Source organism: Tumebacillus amylolyticus (assembly GCF_016722965.1).
GTDB classification, from domain to species: domain Bacteria; phylum Bacillota; class Bacilli; order Tumebacillales; family Tumebacillaceae; genus Tumebacillus; species Tumebacillus amylolyticus.
On the sequence record NZ_JAEQNB010000001.1, the window covers coordinates 175,245 to 198,170 of the forward strand.

At 56.4% G+C, this 22,926-nt stretch carries 22 protein-coding genes; 16 read left to right on the forward strand and 6 right to left on the reverse strand.

From position 1 onward, the window contains the following. Window positions 1–22 precede the first annotated feature (22 nt). The 4 genes from JJB07_RS00865 to JJB07_RS00880 all read left to right on the forward strand — a co-directional run bounded on the left by JJB07_RS00865 (window position 23) and on the right by JJB07_RS00880 (window position 4,279). Complete coding sequence (locus tag JJB07_RS00865) at window positions 23–484, forward strand: MarR family winged helix-turn-helix transcriptional regulator (protein ID WP_201630342.1); 462 nt, start codon at window positions 23–25, stop codon at window positions 482–484. After that, the gene (locus JJB07_RS00870; RefSeq protein WP_201630344.1) at window positions 481–3,651 is read left to right on the forward strand and encodes an MMPL family transporter; all 3,171 of its coding nucleotides are present in this window, start codon (window positions 481–483) and stop codon (window positions 3,649–3,651) included. The genes JJB07_RS00865 and JJB07_RS00870 overlap by 4 nt, the downstream gene beginning before the upstream one ends. Window positions 3,652–3,807: 156 nt before the next feature. Next, a complete protein-coding gene (locus tag JJB07_RS00875) occupies window positions 3,808–4,029 on the forward strand; it encodes a DUF1659 domain-containing protein (protein WP_201630346.1) in 222 nt (73 codons plus the stop codon). A gap of 31 nt (window positions 4,030–4,060) precedes the next feature. Next, window positions 4,061–4,279: a DUF2922 domain-containing protein gene (locus JJB07_RS00880; protein WP_201630347.1), complete on the forward strand. Its 219-nt coding sequence runs from the start codon at window positions 4,061–4,063 to the stop codon at window positions 4,277–4,279. A gap of 60 nt (window positions 4,280–4,339) precedes the next feature. On the opposite strand, the gene JJB07_RS00885 is transcribed toward JJB07_RS00880, so the two are convergent. Then, window positions 4,340–4,747 carry a VOC family protein gene (locus JJB07_RS00885; RefSeq protein WP_201630348.1) on the reverse strand — a complete coding sequence of 136 codons (408 nt, stop codon included), beginning with the start codon at window positions 4,745–4,747 and terminating at the stop codon, window positions 4,340–4,342. Window positions 4,748–4,805: 58 nt separating this feature from the next. Next, on the reverse strand, window positions 4,806–5,915 hold the full coding sequence (locus JJB07_RS00890) for a PepSY domain-containing protein (RefSeq protein ID WP_201630349.1): 1,110 nt from the start codon (window positions 5,913–5,915) through the stop codon (window positions 4,806–4,808). 205 nt (window positions 5,916–6,120) lie between these two features. Here JJB07_RS00890 and efeO point away from each other — a divergent pair, with 205 nt between their 5' ends. The 5 genes from efeO to JJB07_RS00915 all read left to right on the forward strand — a co-directional run bounded on the left by efeO (window position 6,121) and on the right by JJB07_RS00915 (window position 12,326). After that, window positions 6,121–6,987, forward strand: coding sequence for an iron uptake system protein EfeO (efeO, locus tag JJB07_RS00895; RefSeq protein WP_201632621.1), 867 nt, complete (start codon window positions 6,121–6,123; stop codon window positions 6,985–6,987). Beyond that, window positions 6,987–8,267 (forward strand): iron uptake transporter deferrochelatase/peroxidase subunit, encoded by a 1,281-nt coding sequence (gene efeB / locus JJB07_RS00900; protein ID WP_201630350.1) that lies wholly within the window; start codon window positions 6,987–6,989, stop codon window positions 8,265–8,267. The genes efeO and efeB overlap by 1 nt, the downstream gene beginning before the upstream one ends. An 11-nt stretch (window positions 8,268–8,278) precedes the next feature. Then, window positions 8,279–10,027 carry an FTR1 family protein gene (locus tag JJB07_RS24335; RefSeq protein WP_201630351.1) on the forward strand — a complete coding sequence of 583 codons (1,749 nt, stop codon included), beginning with the start codon at window positions 8,279–8,281 and terminating at the stop codon, window positions 10,025–10,027. A 99-nt stretch (window positions 10,028–10,126) separates the two neighbouring features. Beyond that, window positions 10,127–11,353, forward strand: a complete 1,227-nt coding sequence (locus tag JJB07_RS00910; protein WP_201630352.1) for a C39 family peptidase — start codon at window positions 10,127–10,129, stop codon at window positions 11,351–11,353. Between the two features lie 94 nt (window positions 11,354–11,447). Then, a complete protein-coding gene (locus JJB07_RS00915; protein WP_201630353.1) occupies window positions 11,448–12,326 on the forward strand; it encodes a dCTP deaminase domain-containing protein in 879 nt (292 codons plus the stop codon). 188 nt (window positions 12,327–12,514) lie between these two features. Here JJB07_RS00915 and JJB07_RS00920 read toward each other — a convergent pair whose 3' ends face one another. Then, entirely contained in the window at window positions 12,515–13,291 is a 777-nt protein-coding gene (locus JJB07_RS00920; RefSeq protein WP_201630355.1) for an SDR family oxidoreductase, read from the reverse strand. Beyond that, window positions 13,288–14,703 carry a bifunctional metallophosphatase/5'-nucleotidase gene (locus JJB07_RS00925; protein WP_201630357.1) on the reverse strand — a complete coding sequence of 472 codons (1,416 nt, stop codon included), beginning with the start codon at window positions 14,701–14,703 and terminating at the stop codon, window positions 13,288–13,290. The genes JJB07_RS00920 and JJB07_RS00925 overlap by 4 nt, the downstream gene beginning before the upstream one ends. An 87-nt stretch (window positions 14,704–14,790) precedes the next feature. On the opposite strand from JJB07_RS00925, the gene JJB07_RS00930 reads away from it, so the two are divergent. From JJB07_RS00930 to JJB07_RS00945, 4 genes are all read left to right on the forward strand, one after another. After that, the gene (locus tag JJB07_RS00930; RefSeq protein ID WP_201630359.1) at window positions 14,791–16,446 is read left to right on the forward strand and encodes a GAF domain-containing sensor histidine kinase; all 1,656 of its coding nucleotides are present in this window, start codon (window positions 14,791–14,793) and stop codon (window positions 16,444–16,446) included. 94 nt (window positions 16,447–16,540) lie between these two features. Continuing rightward, on the forward strand, window positions 16,541–17,020 hold the full coding sequence (locus tag JJB07_RS00935; RefSeq protein ID WP_201630361.1) for a DUF3291 domain-containing protein: 480 nt from the start codon (window positions 16,541–16,543) through the stop codon (window positions 17,018–17,020). Between the two features lie 105 nt (window positions 17,021–17,125). Further along, window positions 17,126–18,469, forward strand: coding sequence for a cytochrome ubiquinol oxidase subunit I (locus JJB07_RS00940; protein ID WP_201630362.1), 1,344 nt, complete (start codon window positions 17,126–17,128; stop codon window positions 18,467–18,469). Further along, window positions 18,462–19,496 carry a cytochrome d ubiquinol oxidase subunit II gene (locus JJB07_RS00945; RefSeq protein WP_201630363.1) on the forward strand — a complete coding sequence of 345 codons (1,035 nt, stop codon included), beginning with the start codon at window positions 18,462–18,464 and terminating at the stop codon, window positions 19,494–19,496. The genes JJB07_RS00940 and JJB07_RS00945 overlap by 8 nt, the downstream gene beginning before the upstream one ends. A 59-nt stretch (window positions 19,497–19,555) precedes the next feature. Here the strand turns inward: JJB07_RS00945 and JJB07_RS00950 are convergent, their stop codons facing one another. Further along, entirely contained in the window at window positions 19,556–20,386 is an 831-nt protein-coding gene (locus JJB07_RS00950) for a MerR family transcriptional regulator (protein WP_201630364.1), read from the reverse strand. A 129-nt stretch (window positions 20,387–20,515) separates the two neighbouring features. On the opposite strand from JJB07_RS00950, the gene JJB07_RS00955 reads away from it, so the two are divergent. Genes JJB07_RS00955 through JJB07_RS00965 form a run of 3 tightly spaced genes read left to right on the forward strand, consistent with a single transcriptional unit; the run spans window position 20,516 to window position 22,518 of the window. Further along, window positions 20,516–21,337 carry a GNAT family N-acetyltransferase gene (locus JJB07_RS00955; protein WP_201630365.1) on the forward strand — a complete coding sequence of 274 codons (822 nt, stop codon included), beginning with the start codon at window positions 20,516–20,518 and terminating at the stop codon, window positions 21,335–21,337. Window positions 21,338–21,346: 9 nt separating this feature from the next. Next, window positions 21,347–22,330, forward strand: coding sequence for a phosphotransferase enzyme family protein (locus tag JJB07_RS00960; RefSeq protein ID WP_201630366.1), 984 nt, complete (start codon window positions 21,347–21,349; stop codon window positions 22,328–22,330). A gap of 50 nt (window positions 22,331–22,380) precedes the next feature. Beyond that, the gene (locus JJB07_RS00965; RefSeq protein ID WP_201630367.1) at window positions 22,381–22,518 is read left to right on the forward strand and encodes a hypothetical protein; all 138 of its coding nucleotides are present in this window, start codon (window positions 22,381–22,383) and stop codon (window positions 22,516–22,518) included. A 167-nt stretch (window positions 22,519–22,685) separates the two neighbouring features. On the opposite strand, the gene JJB07_RS00970 is transcribed toward JJB07_RS00965, so the two are convergent. Continuing rightward, window positions 22,686–22,814 carry an FDLD family class I lanthipeptide gene (locus JJB07_RS00970; RefSeq protein WP_201630368.1) on the reverse strand — a complete coding sequence of 43 codons (129 nt, stop codon included), beginning with the start codon at window positions 22,812–22,814 and terminating at the stop codon, window positions 22,686–22,688. Between the last annotated feature and the right edge of the window lie 112 nt (window positions 22,815–22,926).

A 22,926-nucleotide genomic window follows, 5' to 3' on the forward strand; every position in this document is an offset into this window, starting at 1 on the left:
AGTATCGAACAAGGAGGACAAGATGGAGACTTTACAGCTCAAACCGCTGATCGAGCGGTACATGTCAGCTTCGTTCAACGTCAACCGCGTCATGCATGCGCTGCTTCGCAAGCTGATGCCGGAGAACTTGACGGCCGATCAGCACGAGACGCTGTGCTACATACGCGAACGTGGCACCTGTACTTCGTCTGAGTTGGCGGATTATTTTTTTGTGGGCAAGAGTTCGATCACGGCGATTGTGAAGCGTCTGGTCGAGAAGGACTGGATCGAACGCCGTCCCGATGATCAGGACCGCCGTGTCACCTACTTGGCACTAACCCCCGCGGGGGAGCAATTGATAGAAGAAATGCAAACCAAGATCGAAGAACTGCTGGCGAGGTACATCGTGCATTTTGAAAACCAAGAAGCGCTGCAGTTCATCGAAACATTCGAGAAACTTGCCAACTTGCTGGTTTGCGAAGAGGAGGTCAAAGAGAACCTATGAAAACAATCGTCAAACTCAAGTGGTTCTGGTTGGTGCTCTGGCTGGTCGCAGCCGTAGGGCTCGCCCTCAGCGCCCCGAACATGGAACAACTCGTCCGTGACAAAGGCCAGATCAACGTCCCGGACGGCTACTCCTCTTCAACCGCCGCCAAACTGATTGAAGAGATGAACCAAGACAAACCCCAAGGCGCGCACGAAGAAGCGGCCGTCCTCGTCTTCCACGACGACAAGGGTCTCAGTTCAAGCGAGATGGACGAAGCCAAAACCGCCGTCGAAAACTTGAAAAAAAACCAAGACCAATACGGCATCGTCTCCGTCATCTCGCACTTCGACACCAAAGAGCTTGAGAAAAACATGGTTTCCAAGGACGGCAAAACTCTGCTCGTCCTCGTCAATGTCAGCACCAAAGACCGCACGCCGGCTGAAGCGCGCGATGCGTTGAACAAAGCGGTGGCCGACGTCAAAGTCGAGCACTACTACACCGGCAACATGCTGATCAACGAAGACGTCGTGCAAAGCTCGCAAGACGGGTTGAAAAAAACGGAGTGGATCACCGTCGTCTTCATCCTCGGCATCCTCTTCATCGTGTTCCGTTCGCTGGTCGCCCCGTTCATTCCGCTGCTCACCGTGGGGATTTCCTACCTCGTTTCGCAGTCGGTCGTGGCGTTCCTCGTGGACCTGTTCGACTTCCCGCTGTCGAACTTTACGCAGATCTTCATGGTCGCCGTCATGTTTGGGATCGGGACCGACTACTGTATCTTGCTGATCTCTCGTTTCAAAGAAGAGCTGGCACACGGGCACGACCGCGTGACCGCCATCCTCAACACCTACAAAACCGCAGGCCGCACCGTGTTCTTCTCCGGCCTCGCCGTGCTTGTCGGGTTTGCTTCCATCGGATTCTCGACGTTTGTCCTCTACCGCTCGGCAGTCGCCGTCGCAGTTGGCGTTGCGGTTCTGCTGATCGCGCTCGTCACGTTGGTTCCGTTTTTCATGGGCGTGATGGGCAAAGCGATTTTCTGGCCGTCCAAGGGCGCGCTTGAACACAAAGACAGCAAACTCTGGGGGAGCGTCGGGAACTTCTCGCTGAAACGCCCGCTCTGGGCGCTGGTGATCCTCGCGATCATCATCGTGCCGTTCCTCTCGGCGTACAAAGGCGCGACCTCGTTCAACTCGCTCGAAGAACTCGGCGACAAGTACGATTCGGTCAAAGCGTTCAACGCGATTTCCAACTCGTTTGGCCCGGGTGAATCGATGCCTTCGAAAGTCGTCGTCAAAGTCGACAAACCGATGGACACTTCGGCAGGGCTTGCCACCGTGGAGCAAATCTCCCGCGAACTCTTGCAAGTCGACGGGGTCAAAGCGGTTCGCAGCGCGACTCGTCCCAGCGGCGACGCCGTCGAAGAATTCGGAGTCCCCAAGCAAGCGACGCAACTCGGCGACGGGCTGGGGCAGGGGACGGACGCACTCGGCCAGATCAACAAAGGCCTGACCGATGCGAGCAACGCCCTCTCCTCCAACGCGCCGAAACTTAACGAAGCCGTTGCCGGCGCATCGCAACTCGTAGACGGCACCAACGCGCTCAAATCGGGCGTCGTCCAACTCGGAGACGGCCTGAAGCAGATTGAAAAAGGTCTCCGCGACGGTTCCGTCGGCGCAGCAGACCTGAGCAAAGGTCTGAAACAAGCGAAATCCAGTGCCGACCAGCTCGCCGCAGCCGCCAAAGAACTGCAAGGTCACTACAACGAGATGGGCACCGGACTGGACCAACTCTCCAAAGCCTACGATGGCGTTGCCACCCAATCGGCAGGTCTCGCCCAGGGTCTCGCCGATGTCGGCACGGGCCTGAACGGACTTTCGCAGAAATACCCGGATCTGCAAAAAGACCCGGACTTCTTGAAAACCCAAGGAGCGCTCACCCAATTGCAATCGGGCGCTACCCAACTGAGTGAGGGTCTCAAGCAACTGAACGAAAAACTCACCGCCGTATCCACCGGGATGACGCAAGCCAATGCCGGCTACAAGCAAGCGGCAGACGGGCAAGCGGCACTCGCCCAAGGACTCGCGCAACTCTCCGCCGGACTTGACCAACTGCAAGCGGGCATCGCCAAAGCGGCAGACGGCCAAGGCCAGATCGTCACGAAACTCCCGAGCGTCACCACGGGCTTTGACCAACTGACGACCGGACAAAAGCAACTGCAAAGCGGCTTTGCCCAATTGAACGGCCAACTCGGACAACTGACCGACGGCCTGAACAAGTCCACCGACGGTCTCTCCCAAGTCTCCGGCGGACTGAAAACCGCCAACGACTATCTGAAAGAACTGTCCGCTAACCCGAACCAAAACCTCTCGGGCTGGTACATCCCGGACGAAGCGCTCCAAAACGCCGACTTCCAAAAAGCGCTCGACAGCTACATGTCCAAAGACCGCAAGATCATCACGTTCGACGTGGTCTTTGACGGCAACCCGTACGCCGTCGACACGCTGAAAAAAGTCGACGGACTCACCGACGCCGTCGCCCGCGCACTCAAAGGCACCGACTACTCGAACGCCACCTACGCGGTCAACGGGGTCACCTCGATCAACAACGACTTGAAAAACATCTCGGCGGCAGACTACTCCCGCACCGTCATGCTAATGCTGATCGGGATCGGGCTGATCTTGATCCTCATGTTCCGCTCCATCGTGATGCCGCTGTACATCTTGGGCTCGCTGATGTTGACGTACTACTCGTCGCTTGCGATTGCCGAAGTGATCTTCGTCCGCGTACTCGGTCACACGGGCATCTCGTGGGCGGTTCCGTTCTTCGGCTTCGTACTGCTGATGGCGCTTGGGGTCGACTACTCGATCTTCCTCATGGACCGCTTCAAAGAGTACCGTGATATGAAACCGAACGATGCGATTCTGCTCGCCATGAAAAAAATGGGCGGCGTCATCATCTCGGCAGCGGTCATCCTCGGCGGCACGTTCGCCGCGATGCTGCCGTCCGGCGTCATGTCGCTCCTCGAGATCGCAACGATTGTGCTCTGCGGTCTCACGCTCTACGCACTCGTCATGCTCCCGCTGTTCATCCCCGTCATGGTCCGCATGTTCGGTGAAGCCAACTACTGGCCGTTCATGCGCAAACCGGCGGAAGTCAAACAGCAGAAGCAAGTTGAGGTTACGCTGTAACACGCTGTAAAAAGGAAAAGAGACACCCCGGTGAGGGGTGTCTCTTTTCTTCATTTTGCCACGCAAAAAATTTTTTTCAAAATCATATGTGCACTTTTGCCCCTTGCGTGCATGGTAGGGGGTGTAAGGCCAAAACAACTCTGGAGGGATACCACAATGATCAACACAAACCAAGGCTGGACGAGCATGGCGCTTCGTCTGCAAACCGGATTCGATGAGAAAGGCGCACCGCAGTTCAAGGACAAAACCTACTCCCGCGTGTTGCCGACCGCCACGCAAGACGATGTGTACGCCGTCGGCGAAGCACTCGCCAGCCTCAGTTCCTACAAGCTCCACCACATCCAACGCCTCAGCCGTGAAGACCTGACCCGCATCTAATAAAAAAACACCCACTAGGAGGAACTCCCCCATGGAAAAACGCGATCTCGAACTCTACTTCACCACCAGCCTCAAGAAAAAAGTCAAACTCGTCATCCCGGAACCGAAACCGGACATCACCACCACCGAAATCCACGCCGTCATGGACCTCGTGATCGAAAAAGGAATCTTCGGATTCCCCCAAGGTCTCGCCGTCGAGAAACTCTCGGCCCGCATCGTCGAGTCGAACGTGCAGAAGATCGAGATTTAATAGTAGAAATGAAAAAGAGACATCTCCCGCGCAGGGGGATGTCTCTTTTTTCGTACCGATCTACTCGGTCTTATTGAAGTGGTTCAAATCCCAATGGGTTCCGAACTTGTCGGTGAGCTTTGCGTATTTCCCGCCCCAGAACATTTGCGCGAGGGCGATTTGTACGTTGCCGCCTTGGGAGAGCTTCTCAAACGCGTGATTGATTTGCTCGTCGGAGCTAAACTCAATCGCGAGGCTCACGGAATCTCCGCTGGCGATCGGACGATCCGTATCGGAGAAGTAGAGGAAGTTGTCGCCGAATTTCACACGACCGTGCAATACTTTCTCTTCAAAGCCTTCCGGGATTTGCATGCCCGGAGCGCTGTTGTAACGGTCCAGTTGAATGATCTCGCCTTGCACGACATCTGCGTAAAAGTTCATTGCTTCTTCTGCTGCGCCACCGAAAGTCAGGTACGGTACCAACTTCATTGAGAAAAACCTCCTGAAAGTCTAGTTTATAGTGTCAATGCCAGTATACATGATAACTCTACGTCGGCACCACAACCAACTTGCGTTTGCGCTTGCTTTTGAGACTGACTTTGATTCTCCAGATGGCAAGACCCGTTACCATGAAGAACAGCGGCAACACCCCGATTAGCACATACAGCAACTTCGAGAACAGACCGCCCCACGACGCGAAGTGCAGACCGCGCTTCCAACGTTGATAGAGCGTGATGCCCGCTTGCGGGTTCGTCTTGTGCAGAACTTGCCCCGTGTACGGATTCACGTACGCCGTCGCGTTGCCGATGTCCGCGGGGTTGTAGCCTTGCTCCAAACTCACCGTCACCGCTTGCTTCCCGTCTGCGGGGAGTTTCACGTTCAACCACTGCGCATCCGGATACTTCGACTGTACGTTTTGCAGCAGGGAATCGACCGGCAGGGGAGAGCCCTCCGGCTTCACTTGTGTCACAGACTTCGGCACAACTTCCTGCGTCGGGCTCCCAAACCAACCGAACACATACTTGTCGAGCGTCATCGCCGTTCCCGTAAGCGTCAACACCAGCAAGAGCGGAACCGATAGAATCCCGAGCGACTTGTGCAGGTCGCGCTGGAACATCAGTTTTCCTTTGTTGCGCACGATGCGGAAGCCGAGCGCGAACTTGCGAAGCCCCGGCCACCAGAGATAGGCGCCCGTTCCCAGCACGAGCGTCAGCGCAATCCCCATCACCGCATTGACGACCTGCGCCGTCTGTTTCCCGAACAAATCCCCAAGCAGCAGGTAGCGATGAATCTTCAACACCCACGAGATGAACGTCGCCCCGGCCCCCGATTGCCCCAGCACATTCCCCGTGCCCGGATCGAGGTAGAGTTCTTGCGACCCGCCGCTTTTCTTCGAGAGGCGAACATGGTACCGCCCGTCTGCCTTCTCCGGCGACTCCACCGAATCGACATGCGCATCCGGGTACACCTTCGTTACAGTCGCAAGCACCGTCTCAACCGGCACCCGGCCCGGCGTCGTTGCATACAACTCCGGGTCCACCCACTTCTGGATATCTTCTTTCAAAACCAAGATCGAACCGGTCAAACAAATCATCACGAAAAACAAACCAACCCCCAAACTCAACCACAGATGCAACTTCAACATCCACTTCCGCACAGCCCAACACACTCCTTGTATATGATAGTGATAATCATTATCAACGACAACGGTGCAAGCATACCTCCTCGGAATTTTAGTTGTCAATACGGAATTCTCAAAAATCTAAACTTGACGGAACGCGAAGGAACTGGTACATTTGGGCATGTAAGTGATAACGATTATCATTACCAAATGCTGAGGGGGATTCCTCGTTATGAATAAGATGAAAAAAATGACCAAGGCTCTGATCGGCCTTGCTGTACTTAGTTCACTCGCACTCGTCGGCTGCTCGTCGTCCCAAGACGCCGCAGCTCCGACTACAGATAAGAAAGAAACTCCGCAAGCGCAAACCCAAGCACTCGATCTCAAAGAGCCGATCGCGCAATACCGCACCTTCGTCATTGAACAAGCGGACGGTCTCGTTTCCTCCACCACGAAGTTCGCAGAAGCGGTCAAAGCGGGAGACGTGGAAAAAGCGAAGCAGCTCTACGCGCCGACTCGCCAATACTACGAGCGCATCGAACCGATCGCCGAAGCGTTCGACAACCTCGACCCGGACATCGACGCTCGTGAGAACGACGTAGACCCGTCCGATTTCAAAGGCTTCCACAAAATCGAAAAAACCCTCTGGGAAAGCAACACCACCAAGGGCGAAGAGAAAACGGCAGACGAACTGCTCGCCAACGTCCAACTGCTGCGTGCAAAAGTCGAAACGGTCGACATTGAAGCGGCTCTGTTCGTGACCGGCCCGGTTGAACTGCTCAACGAAGTTTCGGCCACCAAAGTCACCGGCGAGGAAGAACGCTACTCCCACACCGACCTCTACGACTTCGCGGGCAATGTCGAAGGCGCTGACAAAATCTTCACCCTGCTCCAACCGGCGCTCAAGTCGCACAACGCAGAACTCACCGACACGATCGGTCAGCGTTTCAACGACCTGAACACCCTGCTTGCGAAGTACAAAAAAGACAACGGCTACACGCTCTACACCGAACTGAGCAAAGACCAAACCAAGGAACTCAGCCAAGCGGTCGACGCGTTGGCAGAACCGCTTTCGCAAATGGGCACGGTCCTGGGAGCGTCTAAATAATGGAAACGAAAAACGACCAAACCCTTTCCCGTCGTCAATTGTTGAAGATGGCAGGGGTCGGCGGCGCCGGTCTGCTCCTTGGAGCGGGCGGCGTCGGCACGCTTTTTGGGACCGGAGTGGTTTCGGCCAAGGGTTCCAAAGCGGCTACGGCTCAACCGAACGCTGACATCTTGCCTTTTTACGGAACGTACCAACAGGGCATCATCACCCCGCAGCAAGACTTCATCTACTTCGCCGCTTTTGACATCATCGGCAAAAAACAATCGGACGTGCGCGGACTCTTCGAAAAATGGACAGCCGCCGCAGCCCGCATGACCCAGGGCGAAACGGCAGGCGACGAAACGAACAACCAACACTTGCCGCCGACCGATACGGGAGAAGCGATTGGCTTGACTCCTTCGAAACTCACGCTGACGTTCGGCGTCGGACCGACGCTTTTCACCAAGGACGGTTCCGACCGCTTCGGACTCGCTTCGAAACGCCCGTCGCAATTGGCCGACTTGCCGGCGTTCTCCGCAGATGAACTGCAAGAGGAATGGAGCGGGGGAGACATCGGGGTGCAAGTCTGTGCGAACGATCCGCAAGTGGCGTTCCATGCGATTCGCAACCTCGCTCGCATCGCCCGCGGCACCGCAGTCATTCGTTGGAGTCAAGCCGGGTTCCAACGCACGGAGAAAGCGGCCGCCCAACCGGGCACGGCGCGCAACCTCATGGGCTTCAAAGACGGCACCGGCAACCCGGACGTCACCGACGCAAACGCGATGAACGACGTCGTCTGGGTGCAACCGTCCGAAAGCAAGGCTTGGATGACCAACGGTACCTACATGATCGTCCGCCGCATTCGCATGCGCATCGAAGAGTGGGACCGCTCCACGTTGAAGGACCAAGAGGCCACGTTCGGCCGCTCCCGCAATTCCGGCGCTCCGATCGGCGGCACCGACGAGTTTGAGAAACTCGATTTGGAGAAAAAAGACGCGAGCGGCAAACCGTTGATTCCGGTCGACTCGCACGTGGCACTTGCACACGGCGACGGCAAAGTGCGCATCTTGCGCCGTTCGTACTCGTACACCAACGGCATTGATTCCAAAACGGGCCAACTCGACACCGGGTTGTTTTTTGTCTGTTTTAACCGCGATCCGTTGAAGCAGTTCGTGCCGATGCAGACGCGTCTGTCGAAGAGCGATCGCTTGAATGAATACATCGTGCATGTGGGCAGTGCGGTGTTTGCTTGTTTGCCGGGCGCCGCGCCGGGCGGTTTTATCGGACAACAACTGTTCTAGGAGGGGTACGTGTGGCCAAATTCACAACTCGTGTACTGAGCGTCCTGTTGGTGCTGCTGCTTTGCTTCACCACGGGAGCTCATGCCGCCGATCCGCTCTTGCCGCTCGTCGGCAATGCGCTGACGCAAGCGAAAGCCGGGAACTGGCAAGCCGTCAACTCCGACCTGCAACAGTTTGAGACGACGTGGTCCGGCCTCTCCGCCCAACACCCGGAAGCCAGCCGTCAGCAACTCAACGACGCTCTCGCCGCGGCGAAAAAAGCCGCCCAAGGTGCGTCTCCCGATCCAACCGCTGTCAACACAGCCCTCGCGAACTTGGTCAAAGCGACCGACGCGCTTGCGTCCGACAAGACGGACAACGCCGACGGCAAACAGGATCTGAAAAAACTGACCGACTTTGTCCAGCAATCGCTGACCTCTCTGCAACAAGGGGATCTGGCAAAAGCGAAGAGCCAATACCGACTCTTCGAAACCGGCTGGAAAAAAGCCGAGTCCTACGTGCGCAACGAAGACTTCGCGGCGTACTCGAAGTTCGAAACCCAGCAGACCGCCGTCCACGTCGCGCTCAACGCAGAGACGATCGACGTCACGAAAGCGGAGAACGCTTTGCAGAAGTTGATCGCAACGTCGAACGACTTCATGAGCGGCAAAAAAGACACGTCCGCCTCCGCAGCGAGTGCAGAAGGCAAGACGCTCTCCGATGCGATTAAGTTCCTGACCGACGCCCGTGAGAACATCGAGTCCGGGGACGGCAAGCAAGCGGGCGATCTCGTTCAGCTCTTCGTCGAACTCTGGCCGTCCGTTGAAGGTCAAGTCTCTACACGCTCGGCACAAGCGTACAGCGAGACGGAGACGAAAATGGCAGAGGCGCTGCAAGACCTCGCCGCCACTCCGCCGAACACCAAGGCGGCGCAGAACGTCCTCACGTCGATGATCGATCAACTGCAACCCTTCGCAGATCAAACCCGTTACACCGCGTGGGACGCAGGTCTGATGCTGTTTCGTGAAGGCTTGGAAGCCTTGCTCGTCGTCGCCGCTCTGCTTGCGTTCTTGCAACGCACCGGCAACCGCAAGAAGCAAGTCTGGGTCTGGACCGGCGTAGGAGCAGGCTTCGGAGTTTCGGTGGCATTTGCCATCGTCATGTCTGTGTTCTTCTCCACCGTTGCGGCGGGAGGCAACCGCGAGATCATCGAGGGCGTAACCGGCCTGATCGCCGTCGTGATGATGTTCACCGTCGGGGTCTGGTTGCACAGCAAGTCCAGCGGCAAGGCGTGGAACCAATACATCTCCAAGCAGATGGACTCCGCTCTTGCTTCGGGCAGCCTCTGGTCGCTGGCGTTGATCTCCTTCCTCGCGATTGCGCGTGAAGGGGCGGAGACGATCATTTTCTACCTCGGCATGGCATCTGCCATCGACAAATCCCAACTGCTCCTCGGAATCGGCGTGTCGCTGGCCGTTCTCTTGTTGATCGGGTTTGCGATCCTCAAGTTCAGCGTGCGCATCCCGATGAAGCCGTTCTTCAGCGTGGCAAGTCTCTTGATCTACTACATCGCCTTCAAGTTCCTCGGGCAGAGTGTTCACGTCCTGCAGATTCAGGATTGGTTCTCCGTTCACACCCTCAGCGGGTTCCCGACGTTGGAGTGGATCGGCTTCTACCCGACATGGGAAACCATTGCGGCACAAGTCGTGCTGGTGCTGCTCATCCTCGCGACGACCTCGTGGACGAATCGCAAGCAAGCCATCAAGACCACCAGCGCGTAAAAAAACCGCCTCTCCCTGCATGCAGGCGAGAGGCGTTGTACTTTTCTTAATTTTCATATAACATGATAATTATATGAAAGAGAAAGGGAGGTACAGCAAATGAATCAAAAACAGGCATGGCGTCGCATCTTGGTCACATCTCTTGTGGGCATGGGGGTCATCGGACTTCTCGGCCCGTCTACTCTCGCAGGAGCCTCTGTGAATTCGAAAGGATCTGTTCCTATGAAGGCAACCAGCGTTGACACCAAAACATTTCGTGAAATCTCCGACTTCTCCGGCGGCACACACGCGGGAGTGACAGTTTCAGCAAATGGACTCACGCTCGATACCAGCGCCCTGCTCTCCGGCACCGACACGCTCGGTCGCTACAACGGCGGCGCGTACCAATACGGGCAGTACACGTCCGACGTGATTCCGGTCAATTTCAAAGAAGCGATTGCTTCGATTCAAGCGAACACCGCTCCGGGCACGTGGACCGAAGTGGAACTGAGCGCTGAAGTGGACGGCGTCTGGTCGAAATGGTACAGCATGGGGGTCTGGCTGGAAGGCAGTCAACCGTTCAAACGCCATTCGGTCAACGGCCAAGGCGATACGGTCGGCACGGTCTACACCGACACCCTCTCTCTGAAAAAAGCGGCCACCGCTGTGCGTGCCCGCGTCACGCTGTTCACAACTGATCCGACTGCAACGCCGTCTGTTCGCGACTTGGGCATTACGTTTGCAAACGGTACAGATACGGCGGGAGCAGTCCCGAGTACCGGCCTCGTCAGCGACTTGGCGGTGCCCAAACGCTCGCAGATGGTCTTCCCGAACGGCGGCGAAGTGTGGTGCTCTCCGACTTCGACGTCGATGGTGATGGCGTATTGGTCGAATCTGACGGGCAACGCGGCTTGGAACCAGACCGTGCCGACGGTTGTGAACGGGGTTTGGGATTACACGTACAACGGCGGCGGCAACTGGCCGTTCAACACGAACTACGCGTCTTCGTTCGGACTGGTCGGGAAAGTGGCACGGATGAGTTCGCTGGCAGAAATTGAGCAGTGGACGAATGCAGGCGTGCCTGTCATCGTCTCCATCGCTTATAAAAAAGGCCAGTTGGATAACTCCCCGATTCCGAGCTCGGCCGGGCATCTTTTGGTGGTTCGTGGGTTCGATGCAGCGGGGAATGTCCTGACGAACGACCCGGCCGCAGCGTCTGATGACAAAGTCGGCATCACGTACAATCGTCTGCAATTTGAACAATGCTGGCTCGGCAATTCCAACGGCACCACCTACCTGATCTACCCGCAAGGCTGGGCAGTTCCGTCCACCAACGGGCACTGGTAAGAAATCGCATAAAAAAGAAAACGGAGCCGCGATGCGCGGGTCCGTTTTTTTCTGCGTGCTTATGGCTACACCGTATGGTAAAGAGGTGATCCGTGTGAGCGCAGAGGAAGTTCAACCTGTGATGGGCGTGTTGACGGAGACGGAGATTCGGGAAGGGCTGACGAGCGGGGAGGTTGTGATCTGGCCGTTTGAGGAGGGAAAGTTGACTCCGGCGGGATATGATTTGACACCCTCGGAGTTTGTTTATTCGCTGAACTCAAGGTTGCTGGTGCCGGTGGTTCATGAAGGGCGGGAGAAGTTTTGTTGGGTGGAGGCGCAGGATACGGTATTGGTTTTGACTCGCGAGGCTGTGCGGATTCCTCGCTATATCGCCGGGACGCTGATGTCGAAGGCGAGTGTGACGGCGGTGGGGTTTGGGCATTTTTCGATGGCGTTGGATGCGGAGTGGCAAGGACCTCTGCTTTTGGCGTTGACGAATCCGACGGGGCGGCGGTTGAAGTTGCCTTTTGTGACGGTCGGTGAAGGTGGGGAGATTCGGGAGCATACGATTGCTGCTCTTCGGTTTGATTTGATTCGGTCGTTTATGGGGATGCCGGGGGTGGAGCGGGAGTCTCGGTTGCGAATCCCGGGGGTGGGGGAGAAGGGTGTTCTTGAGGAATGCTTGCAGGGGATTGCGGAGATCGATTTTTCGTCGGGGCAGGTGGAGTCGGGGAGGTTTGATGCAGAGGGGTTTAAGCGGAATTATGAGGAGGCGTTGAAGAGGATTCGGTTTTTTACGGAGCGGGGGCATAAGGTGTCCGGCGAGGTTTTGGGGAGGAGGCGGTGGATCGGGATTGGGAGGGAGGTTGGGTTTGGGGGGTGTTTGGTGGGGGTGGTTTGTTATATGGGGTATCAGGCGGTGGCGTTTGGGGACTTTACGTTTTTAGCGTTTGGGGGGTTGTTGTTGGGGGTATTGGCGTTTGGGAAGAGGTAGTGTGGGGGCTGGGTGGTGCCAACCTCCGGGCGGGCATGTTGTTCCTCCGCTCAAACAACCCCTTCGAGGACTCCAGGGGAAACTCGCTCCCCGAACAACACGCCCGCCCTCCGGTTGCATCGCCATGTGCCCGACGATGGGAAAAGCAAATCTTTTGAGTGAAAAAAAGCCCCGCTAGGCGGGGGCTTTTAGCGTTGAAAACCGCCTTCGGAGTGGATGATTTGGCCGGTGATCCAGGCGGCTTCGTCGGTGGCGAGGAAGGCGATCAGGCGCGCGGCGTCTTCGGGTTTGCCGATTCGGTTGAACGGGAATTGCGGGAGTAACGCTTTTTCGAGGTCGGGTGTCATCCAGCCCGTGTCGGTAGGACCGGGGTTGACGGCGTTGATGGTGATTCCCTTTTGGGCAAGCGGCGGCGCAAGCGTCGTCGTGAGCGTTTCGATCGTGCCCTTCGTTATCGCATACGCGATTTCGGTATACATGGGGCCGAGAGATTGGCCGGAGGTGAGGGAGATCACTCGCCCTCCCTCCGGGAGGTCGAATCGGCGAGCAAACTCTGCGGTAAGCAGAGTGGTCGCCCGCACGTTGATTTCGTAGTGGCGGTCGAGGATGTCCGCGTCGAGGGACTCGAGGCCGTCGTTGGTGGAGTAGCAGGCGTTGTTGATGAGAATTTGCGGTTTGCCCAGTTGGCTGGCGGCGTCTAGGACTTGTTTGTAGGCGGTGGGGTGGGCGAGATCGACTTCAAGTCGCTCGCAGGTGACGCCCATCGCTTGCAGTTCTTGTTGGAGTTGGATCGGTTCCAGTTCTCTGAGGTTGGCTGGGGAGAGCTCGTCATATTGGCTCCAATAGACGATGAGGATATCGGCCCCAAGGGCCGCCAAGGCCCTTGCGGTCGCAGCGCCGATGCCGACTTGGCGGCTGGCTCCGGTGATGATGGCGAGTCTGCCTTTGAGTTTTTGTTGGGTCATGTTTGGACCTCCAGTGAAGTGTTTTTTTGGTGGCGAAGGTATTCGACGAAGGCGTCTTTGACGTAGTAGTAGTCGTCGACGTGTAGAATTTTTGCCCCTGCAAGGGACGGATAGAGAAGGGTCTCGACGTAGCCGAGGTGCTCGCCTCCGCCGACGGTGTACCAGCGGTCGAGGTCGAGCGGCTCACCGTTGACTTGGACGTTGGAAATCGTTCCGTCGAGTTCCGTCCAGGTGAGGCCGTCGAATTGGAGTTTGCCAATCGGCAACCCCTTGGGGCGAATGCCGTTGCCGTATTTGGGATGTGCGTAGTAGTCGGGGTTGTTGCGTTCGTGGAGCAAGCCGAGCAATTGCTTGCCTTGGAATTCGAAATGGGCCACATTGACCAAACTCATCAGGTTTCGGTAGATGTCTCCCACTTGGATCGGACCCGCAGGGAATCCTTCGATGGCAACAGCCCCGAACATCATGCCCAGTTCCGCTTGGTAAAAGGTCCTCATCGCCTTGGCGATTCGTTGGACGAGCTCAACGTGTTCGAGCGGGTTGTCGAGAACACAGAGGACTTCGGACATTTTTTGTTGGACTTGGGTTTGAGCCGCTTGGTAGATGGCGTTCAATTCTTCGTCGGGGGTCATGTCTTCTTCGATGGGATGCAGGGTGCCGGTGGCACGGGTGATTTTTTGACCCGTTGGTTGGGTCAAATCGAGTTCGAGGTGAAGTTCACCGAGAAAACGAGCGTGCGAGCCCGTTTGCACGACCCAGATGCCGGCGTGGTGTTGCGGCTCGTGGAGCGCATCGTGCGAATGTCCGCCGATGATCAGGTCGATGTCACCCGTTACGCTTTGGGCGAGCTCGATGTCTTGTGGCAACCCGGCGTGCGACAGCACGACGATCAGATCGGCGCCTCGGGACCGCAGGTTCTCGGCGAGAGATTGGACGGTGGTGATCGTGTCCACGTTTTTGAGGGGCATCAGGTCTTCGTAGATGGTGCCGAATTGGTCGGTGATGCCGATCAGCCCGACTTGGATTCCTGATGCGTCCAGCAGAAGCGCATCCCTCATGCCGCCGATCAGGGAACCGTCCGACTCGCGGACATTTGCCAACAGCCACGGGACACGGGTTGCGTGGCTCATTTCGCGGATTCGTTCCAGCGAGAACCGCAATCCTTCGTTGTTGCCAACCGCCGCCGCGTCATAGCCGAGCGCATCGTGGAGGTCGAGGTTGAGTTGGCCGTTCGTGAACAAACACTCCATGACCGCCATGTCGAGGTGGTCGCCGCCGTCCACGACGAGGACGGGTCGACCCTGCGCGCGCAGGTCGGCACGTTTTTGGCGAAGCAGGCTTGCCAGTTTGAGCTCTTGGGTGAATGAGGAATGGATGTCGTTGGTGTGCAAAAAAGTCAGTTCTCGCTTCAATGGTGCTGCCCCCTCGAAATTCTGTTGTTGTGTAGTTCGACAGTTTTGAAAAAATTTCCTGTCAGATAGAAAAAAGGAGGTCTCCTCATGGATCAACAGAGTCGAATTGGCAGACTGGTGAAGTTGACAGAGCTGATCCACAAGAATCAGGATGTCATGGCGCTGTTGGATCATGTGGCGACCGCGATTCAAGCGGAAATCGTGCGGGTCGATGTCGTCGGAATCTATTTGCCCCAGTCGAATGGCCGCTACTCCTGTGTCTGCGGGAAACCGGAAGTCGTCAACGGCGTTTCTCTGGTAACGCTCATCGTGGATCCGGAGAAGGACCAATTCGTCCGGGAAATCATCGAAAGCAAGAGGGGCATCTATGTGTCCAACGCTCTCGATGACCGGCGACTCGACCCGGATAAAGTCAAAAGGCTCGACATCGATTCGGTCCTCGGCCTGCCGATCGTCTACGAAGACGAGGTCTACGGGCTGATGTTCATGCAAAATGTCGGAGCCAAGCTTCACTTAACGGAGTCTGACATTCAACTGGTCGAAACGTTCGCCAACATGGCCGCCGTCGCGTTGCACAACGCCAAGCTCATCTCCTCCCAGCAAGCGCTCTTGTTCGAAAAGGAACTCCTGCTCGACGCCACCCGCTCGCTGTCGTACTGCTCCTCCTTTGACGAAGTGGTCGAGACGAGCGTCCGCTTCTTGCGCGAAGCTCTCGGCATGGAGAAAATCGGTCTGCAATTGTACAACCCTTCACAAAAAAAATTTCGGTCCCTCAAAACGTGTTGCCCGATTGAGGAGCTCCAACAATTGATTCTCGACGACGTCAAACATCCGGTGTTCCTCGGCGACCCCGGTGGGGAGCGCGGAACGCTCCTGCTGCCGTTGATTGCGACCGGAGATTTCTTGGGGGCTTTTGCGGTGTGCGAGTACGAGGAAGCCCAATTCACGTTGCAAGGCTCGACCCATCTCGCGCAATCGCTCGCCGATGTGACGGCAACGGCGCTGGCCAATCTCATGCGCATGGAGCAATTGGAGTCACAAGCAATCGCCGAACGCCAACAATCCGAAGAGCTGCTGCAAAAAAAGGACAAACTCGCTCTCGTCGGTCAACTCGCCGCCGGAGTGGCACACGAAATCCGCAACCCCTTGGCGTCGATTACCGGATTCGTGCAGTTGATGCAGGAGGGAGTGATCAACTCCCGCTACTTGGAAATCATGAAGTCGGAGTTGGATCGCATTGAGCTGATCATCTCGGAATTCCTCGTGCTCGCCAAACCGCAAGCCGTGCGGTTCGCCCCCTGTGACTTGAGTCAGCTCTTGCAGAATGTCGTCGTGCTGATCGAATCGCAAGCGACGCTGAACAACGTGCGGATCGTCACCGACCTCTCGCCCAATCTGCCGCGCATCCTCGGCAAGGAGAACCAACTGAAGCAGTTGTTCATCAACATTTTCAAAAACGCCATCGAAGCGATGACCCATGCACCGGACGCCGTCCTGCACATCGGCGTGCAACCGTCCGAACGGCAAGACGCCCTCTCCATCCACATCACCGACAACGGCTGCGGCATCTCTCCCGACCGTCTCGCCAAACTGGGAGAGCCGTTCTACACCACAAAGGAAAAGGGCACAGGTCTCGGGATGATGGTTTCCTACAAGATCGTCGCCGACCACCAAGGAAACATCGAAATCTTCAGTGAACAAGGTCAGGGAACTCGTGTCACCGTGACATTTCCCTGTCAGTAAACGAAACGCGACCAAGTTCACTAAATAAGTAGGGATTTTTTACTAATTTCGTGATAAAATAAATGATATTCAAACTGTTGAGGAGGGTGTTCTCATGAGCGGGAGAAAGTGGGTGCGACATCCCGGTCAGGTCGTGACCTACGGCGAACGAGACCGATCCCAACTCGGCCCGGATTCGGTGGTCACGATTACGCGCTCGGAGCGCTTGAGTCTGTTTCGGTTGTTGGTCGCGGCGGTGTTGAACGAGACGATCATGCGACAGATGGTCAAGCGGGACACGGTGATTTTTGCCGAAGTGGCGGCGAATGTCCAAGAGGGCTGGGCGCAGACGATGTCCGTCTGGAAAAACGGACGCGAGATGACGGAGTTTCGCAATTCCGGCGCGCACGGCAAGGCGTTGAAGTTTTTTCACTGGGTCTTCTACGGGGGTCGTGTTCACTCGTATGTTCTGACGTACAAAGCCCTCGGGCAAATTCCGCACATCGAGGAGGCAGCCCAGATCGTCAAGCAGTACGGACGGTTTGCCGAGTCCGGTGAGATTGTGCGGACGGCCAAGAGCCCACATGCTTCCTGAAAAAAAGAGCAACGAGTACGCCGATGCGTGCCTCGTTGCTTTTTTTGTTTCAAATTCTGGATGGAAGGGGAAGGTAACAGGGAGAAAATGGAGGGGGTGTTGAGGATGGATCAAGTGCTTTTGGCGCGGTCGTTGTTCGGCACGACGATGGCCTTTCATATTATCTTCGCGACGATCGGGGTCGGACTGCCGCTGATGATCTTGATCGTGGAAGTGTTGTACCAGTTAACGGGGGACGGCGATTATGCGTTGATGGCGAAGCGCTGGACTCGCGGATTTGCGGTGTTGCTCGGCGTGGCGATTCCGTCCGGCACGATTGCGGGCGTGCAATTGTCGTTGCTGTGGCCGGAGTTTATGAAGGTGGTCGGCAAAGTCATTGCGTTGCCGTTTCAGATTGAGATCTTCGCTTTTTTGCTGGAAGCGTTGTTCATGTCGATCTATGTGTACGCCGCCGACCGTCTGTCGCGGGGGATGCGGATTCTGAGCGTGGTGTTGGTGGCGTTCGGTGCGGTGATGTCCGCGATCTTGATCACCAACGTGCATGCGTTTGAGGGAACGCCCACCGGGTTTAAGATCGTGAACGGGGAGCTGGTGGACATTCATCCGTGGGAAGCGTTTTTCAACCCGAGCTTTGCCGTTTCGGCGACGCATGTCACCGTGTCCGCGTACATGACGGGGGCGTTCGTGGTCGCTTCGATGGCCGCCTACAAAATGCTTCGTCGCGGGTTGCCGCAAAAAGAGTACGTGTTCCATCGCAAGGCGTTGCTCTGCGGCCTGATCGTCGGCGGGATTTTTTCCGCGTTGACGGGGTTGAACGGGCATGCGTCGGCGCAGCACTTGTATCGCGAGCAGCCGGAGAAGTTGGCGGCGGCAGAGGGGCTTTTCGAGACGACGACGTATGCGCCGCTGACGATCGGCGGGTTCACCGATAAAAAAACGCACGAGGTCAAGTACGGGATCGAGATTCCGTGGGCGTTGAGTTTCTTGGCAGACAATCGCTTTGACACGGAGGTCAAGGGCTTGAACGAGTGGCCGGAGGAGGATTGGCCGCCGCTGTTCATCCACACGTTATTCAACGCAATGGTCGGCGTGGGGATGTTGTTGTTGCTGATGTCGATCGTCGGGTTTGCGTGGCATCGATTGCTCAAGCGGCAGACGTTTCCGCGCTGGATGATCTGGAGCTTTTTTGTCTCGGGGCCGTTGTCGATGCTTGGGATTGAGTTTGGGTGGATTTTTTCCTGCACGGGTCGTCAGCCTTGGATTCTGTATCGGGTGATGCGGACTTCGGAAGCTGCCACGCATACGGGGAATCTGGGGACGCTGTTCTTGCTGTTCACGGGCGTCTATCTGATGCTGGCGGTCGTGGTCGTCGTGGTGCTGCGTGCCTACTTCAAACGCCATCCGCTCGGGGACGACTTGCTGACAGAGGAGGACGGGATGCATGTCTGATGAACTGATTGCCGTGAGTTTGCTCTGGCTGTTCGTCTTCATCTACGCGATGGCCGCTTCCATCGACTTCGGGGCGGGATTCTGGGCGCTGATGTATCTCTATAGGAAGGAAAACAACATGACGACGATTGCCAATCGCTATCTCTCGCCGTCGTGGGAAGTGACCAATGTGTTTATCGTCTTGGTCGTTGTCGGGATGGTCAGTTTCTTTCCCGGCGCGACGGGGACGCTTGGGACCGTTTTGCTTTTGCCGTTTTCGATTGGGCTGTTGCTGTTGACGGTACGAAGTGCGTTTTTGGTTTTCTCGCATGCTGCGGAGAAGAGGTATGCGCGGACGCTCAGCGTGATCTCGGGGGCGACGGGGATTTTTTTGCCGATGCTGTTGATTTTGGTGTTGCCGATTACGTACGGCGATGTGATCGGAGTCAGCGGCGGGACGGAGCATTTGTTGTGGGGGGCGTTGCTGAGTTCTCCGAGCACGTATGCGTATCTGGCGTTTGCCGGGTTGTCCACGCTGTTTCTGTCTTCGTTGTTGCTGGCGGATTACTCGCATGTGTCGGAGGATTGGCGGGCGTACAAGGTGTACCGCAAAGACGCGATTTGGATGGCGCCGTTTGCGTTTCTGGCGGCGATTTCCGTGTTGGTGACGATGCGGGGAGACGCGCCGTGGATGTATGAGAATCTCTCGGCGCACAAGGGTTGGATTCTCGGGTCGGGTGTTTTGTATCTGCTGGGGTACCTGGCGCTGTTCGCACCGAAAAAAGCGGGCATGCCCGCCAATGGACGTCCACGGCTGGCGGTGGTGGCGACGATTTTCCAATACCTGCTGGCGGCGACGGGGTACGGCATGGCGCACTTGCCGTATATCGTGTATCCGACGGTGACGATCGAGTCGGGGTTCACGGATGAGAGCACGTTTCATGCGTTGTTTGCTTCCTATCTCGTCGGATTCGCGATCTTGACGCCGGGGTTTTGGTTGTTTTGGCGGATGTTTATGCGGGACAAGAAGTATTTGCGACAGAAGTAGAGAGTTATGGCAAAAGGGAAAAAGGGGCACCTCACGCGTCAGGGCGGGAGGTGCCTTTTTTAGTTGGGAGGTTGTTGCGTGGCACGAGCGGTGTGGAAGTGGGTCATGGCTTTTTTGAGGAAGTCGCGTTCTTCGTCTGTGAAGTGGTAGGCGGGGGGCCGTTCCTGTTCGGGCAGGGCGTTGTAGGAGGTCCAGGATTTTTTCATGCCTTCGAGGATCGCGGGGTCGCCTTGGGAGACGCGGGCGTTGATTTCGGTGAGCAGGTGCGCCATGTGTTGTGATTCTGCAGAGGCGGGGTCTGCTTGTTGTGCCGTGAGGGTTTGGAGCTTGGTGCGGAATTCGTCGTACTGCTCGTGGTGGAGACGGCGGGTTTCGTCTGTCCAGACCTTGGTTTGCAGTTTGTGCCGCGCTTCTTCGGAGTAGGACGATTCATAGAGGTCGCGCATCTTCAAGCGTTGGGCGGGGGTGAGGTGTTGGCGAACCCATTCTGGTTTGTGTTCGGCTTGGTAGACGTGCAGGATCGAGGAGAGCGCTTCCGGGTCGTCCGGGTTTTGTTGCAAGAGACGCTGACTGGCTTCGACGGCGCGCAAGATCAAGTCGAGTTCCGCCCGCTTGTCCAAAAGCATCGCCCGCTGTTGGGCCAATCGCTCCGAGAGGTCCTGCGGGCTGGTTTGGAGACAGGCTTTGATCTCTTCGAGCGAGAAGCCGAGGTATTTCAACGCGAGGATGTATTGCAAACGGTGCAGGTCCTCTTCGGTATAGAGCCGATACCCCGACTCGCTATGTTGAGAAGGAGAGAGCAGCCCCGTCTGGTCGTAATAACGCAAGGTGCGGATGGAGATCGAAGCTTTTTTGGCAAGTTCGCCGGTTTGATAAAGTGGCGCCGTCATGAAGGCCTCACTCCTTTTCTACCTACAGGATAAAGGGTGACGTTGGGGAAGGGTCAAGCACAAAATCTTGCAAAAATTGGAACTCTGTCGTACTCTTGTGACAAGATGAAGAATTCGGAGGTAGTAGAGATGAACAAACAAACAATCCCGCTGCTCACGTCAGAACTGGCAGACCTGATTGAAAAATCGGACTGCGACGTGATGAAGGGTCGGATGGAGTACATAGGTCGTCATCAAGGCAACCCCTACGGCGTGGAGATTCGCCAGTTTGGGCGGGCGACGGCGATGTTGGCGCATAAGTTTCCGGTGATCGATTTCAATCGGGTGTACGGCATCGGGCATGAGGAGATCGAACATCTCGATGAGATCTTCGCCTTTTTCGCAAGCGCCAACCGTGAATTCATGATCGACATCGCGCCGCAACGCATGTCTACGGAACTGCTGCAAGCGCTCACCCAGCGGGGATTCCTCCAAACCGGCTTCCATACCGCGATGTATGGAGTTCCGGACCTCTCCCACGTCCACCCAGTCGACGGACTTGAAGTTCGCCGTGTTCAAAAGGAAGAAGTCGAGCTGTACGGCCGAATTTTTACCTCCTCTCTGGAAATTCCCGACGACATCCCGGAGCGCAAGGAGAGCAATCTCCTGCTTCTCGAAGACCCGCACTGGACCCTCTACCTCTGCTGGCAAGGAGAGACTCCGATCGGATTCACCATCATGCAGATCGTCGACGGTGTCGCCGGATTCGCTCTCGCCGGGACTGTGCCGGAGTACCGTAACCGAGGTGCCCAGACGGCGATGTTGCATCAGCGAATGGTGGACGCCCTCGCCGCCGATGCCCGTCTCGTCGTCGCCCAATGCGAATTCGCCAGCGGATCGCAACGCAATTTACAACGAGCAGGTTTTCAGGTTGCCTACACCAAGTCGGTCTGGAAACGACAGGAGGCTTAATTTCAAATTATGATCCCTGCCATCCAAGAACGTTTCAACGACACCATCCTGCAAGACGCAGCCAACCGCTACGGCACCACCCTTGACGGGTTGAAAAATCTCGGCGGCTTCGAGAGCAACGTCTATGAATTCCACCGTGACAACCACGCCTACATTTTAAAAGTGACGCACACCATCCGCCGCAGCGTGAACTATTTGCTCGGCGAACTGGAATGGCTGAACCACCTCGTCGACGGCGGCGTCTCTGCGTCGCGTTGCATCCCGTCCACCAACGGCAACCTCGTCGAAGTCATCGAGGAAAACGACGGCCACTCCTTCCTCGCCATGGCCTACGAAAAAGCACCCGGTACCCGCGTGCCCAAGGAACAATGGGGTCCCAATCTGTTCCGCGAATGGGGTCGTGTCATCGGCCGGATGCACAAACTCACCCAAACCTACGAACTCCGCGACCCGGCACTTAAGCGTCAGGAGTGGTACGAGGAAGAGTGCCTTCAACTCAGAAAATACCTTGCCGACGACCCCGAAGTCATCGCGGCCGGTGAGGAACTCCTGCAACGCATCCATAAGTTGCCCCAAGACGCTACTTCCTACGGTCTCTGCCATACCGACCTGCACCAAGGCAATTTGCACGTCACCGAGGACGACTCCATCGTTGCGTTCGACTTTGACGACTGCGGATACAACTGGTTTGCAAACGACGTAGCAATTATTTTGTTCTACGCGATGCGATACCCGTCTGAAACCTATCCGACGCGCGCGGCGACGACCGAGGCGTTCCTCACGCACTTTATCGCAGGCTACCAAGAGGAGAGCGAATTCAACCCGGAATGGCTGACCCTGTTCCCCGACTTCCTCCGACTGCGTCACCTGCTGCTCTATATCGTCATGCAACAAGCGGGCGAGACCATACCGGAAGAGTACCGCCAAAAACTCATCGACGGCACCCCGCTGGTCGAGTTTGACTTCACGACGATTGCCGTCCCGCGCGCGTAAGTGAGTGAAAGCCCTCCAACCTGCACAGACTTCAAGCAGGGGGTGAGCGCATGGATCAAGGCACTCTGGCAAACCTGAACACCGAGCAAGCCCGCAAGATCGACCAACTTGAAGCAGAGCTTGGTGTCGTGTTGGTTGCGTATGACGGCTACAAGCAAGAGAACGAGCAAGGCCAACCGCAAGCGTAAGAAAAAGCCTTTGCCACTTCGGTGGCAGAGGCTTCCGTGTGAAGACAAAGTACCTCTGGAAAACGAAAAAAATTAAGTCGAGTCTGCTTATATAAGAAAGCCCTCGTTGTCTCACGACACGAGGGCTTTTGTCTGCATGATGACGGCTCGTTACTTTCGATGCAAGCTTACGCGCAGTCGTCCCGTGTCGGGCAAGTCATGGTTTCCAAAATGGTCCAAGACACAGCAAGGTCGGCGGAGCGAGAAGCCGTCATCTCAGTCGTCACTTGAACGTCGAGATCGAACATGTTTTCCATTAGAATCATCCTCCTTTACATAAAATGTACTAGGATGTATGTCTAAGGAGTCGTGTGAGTGACGTTTGGCAAAAGCCTTTGACAAACGTTATCTCACAAATAAACTATACCA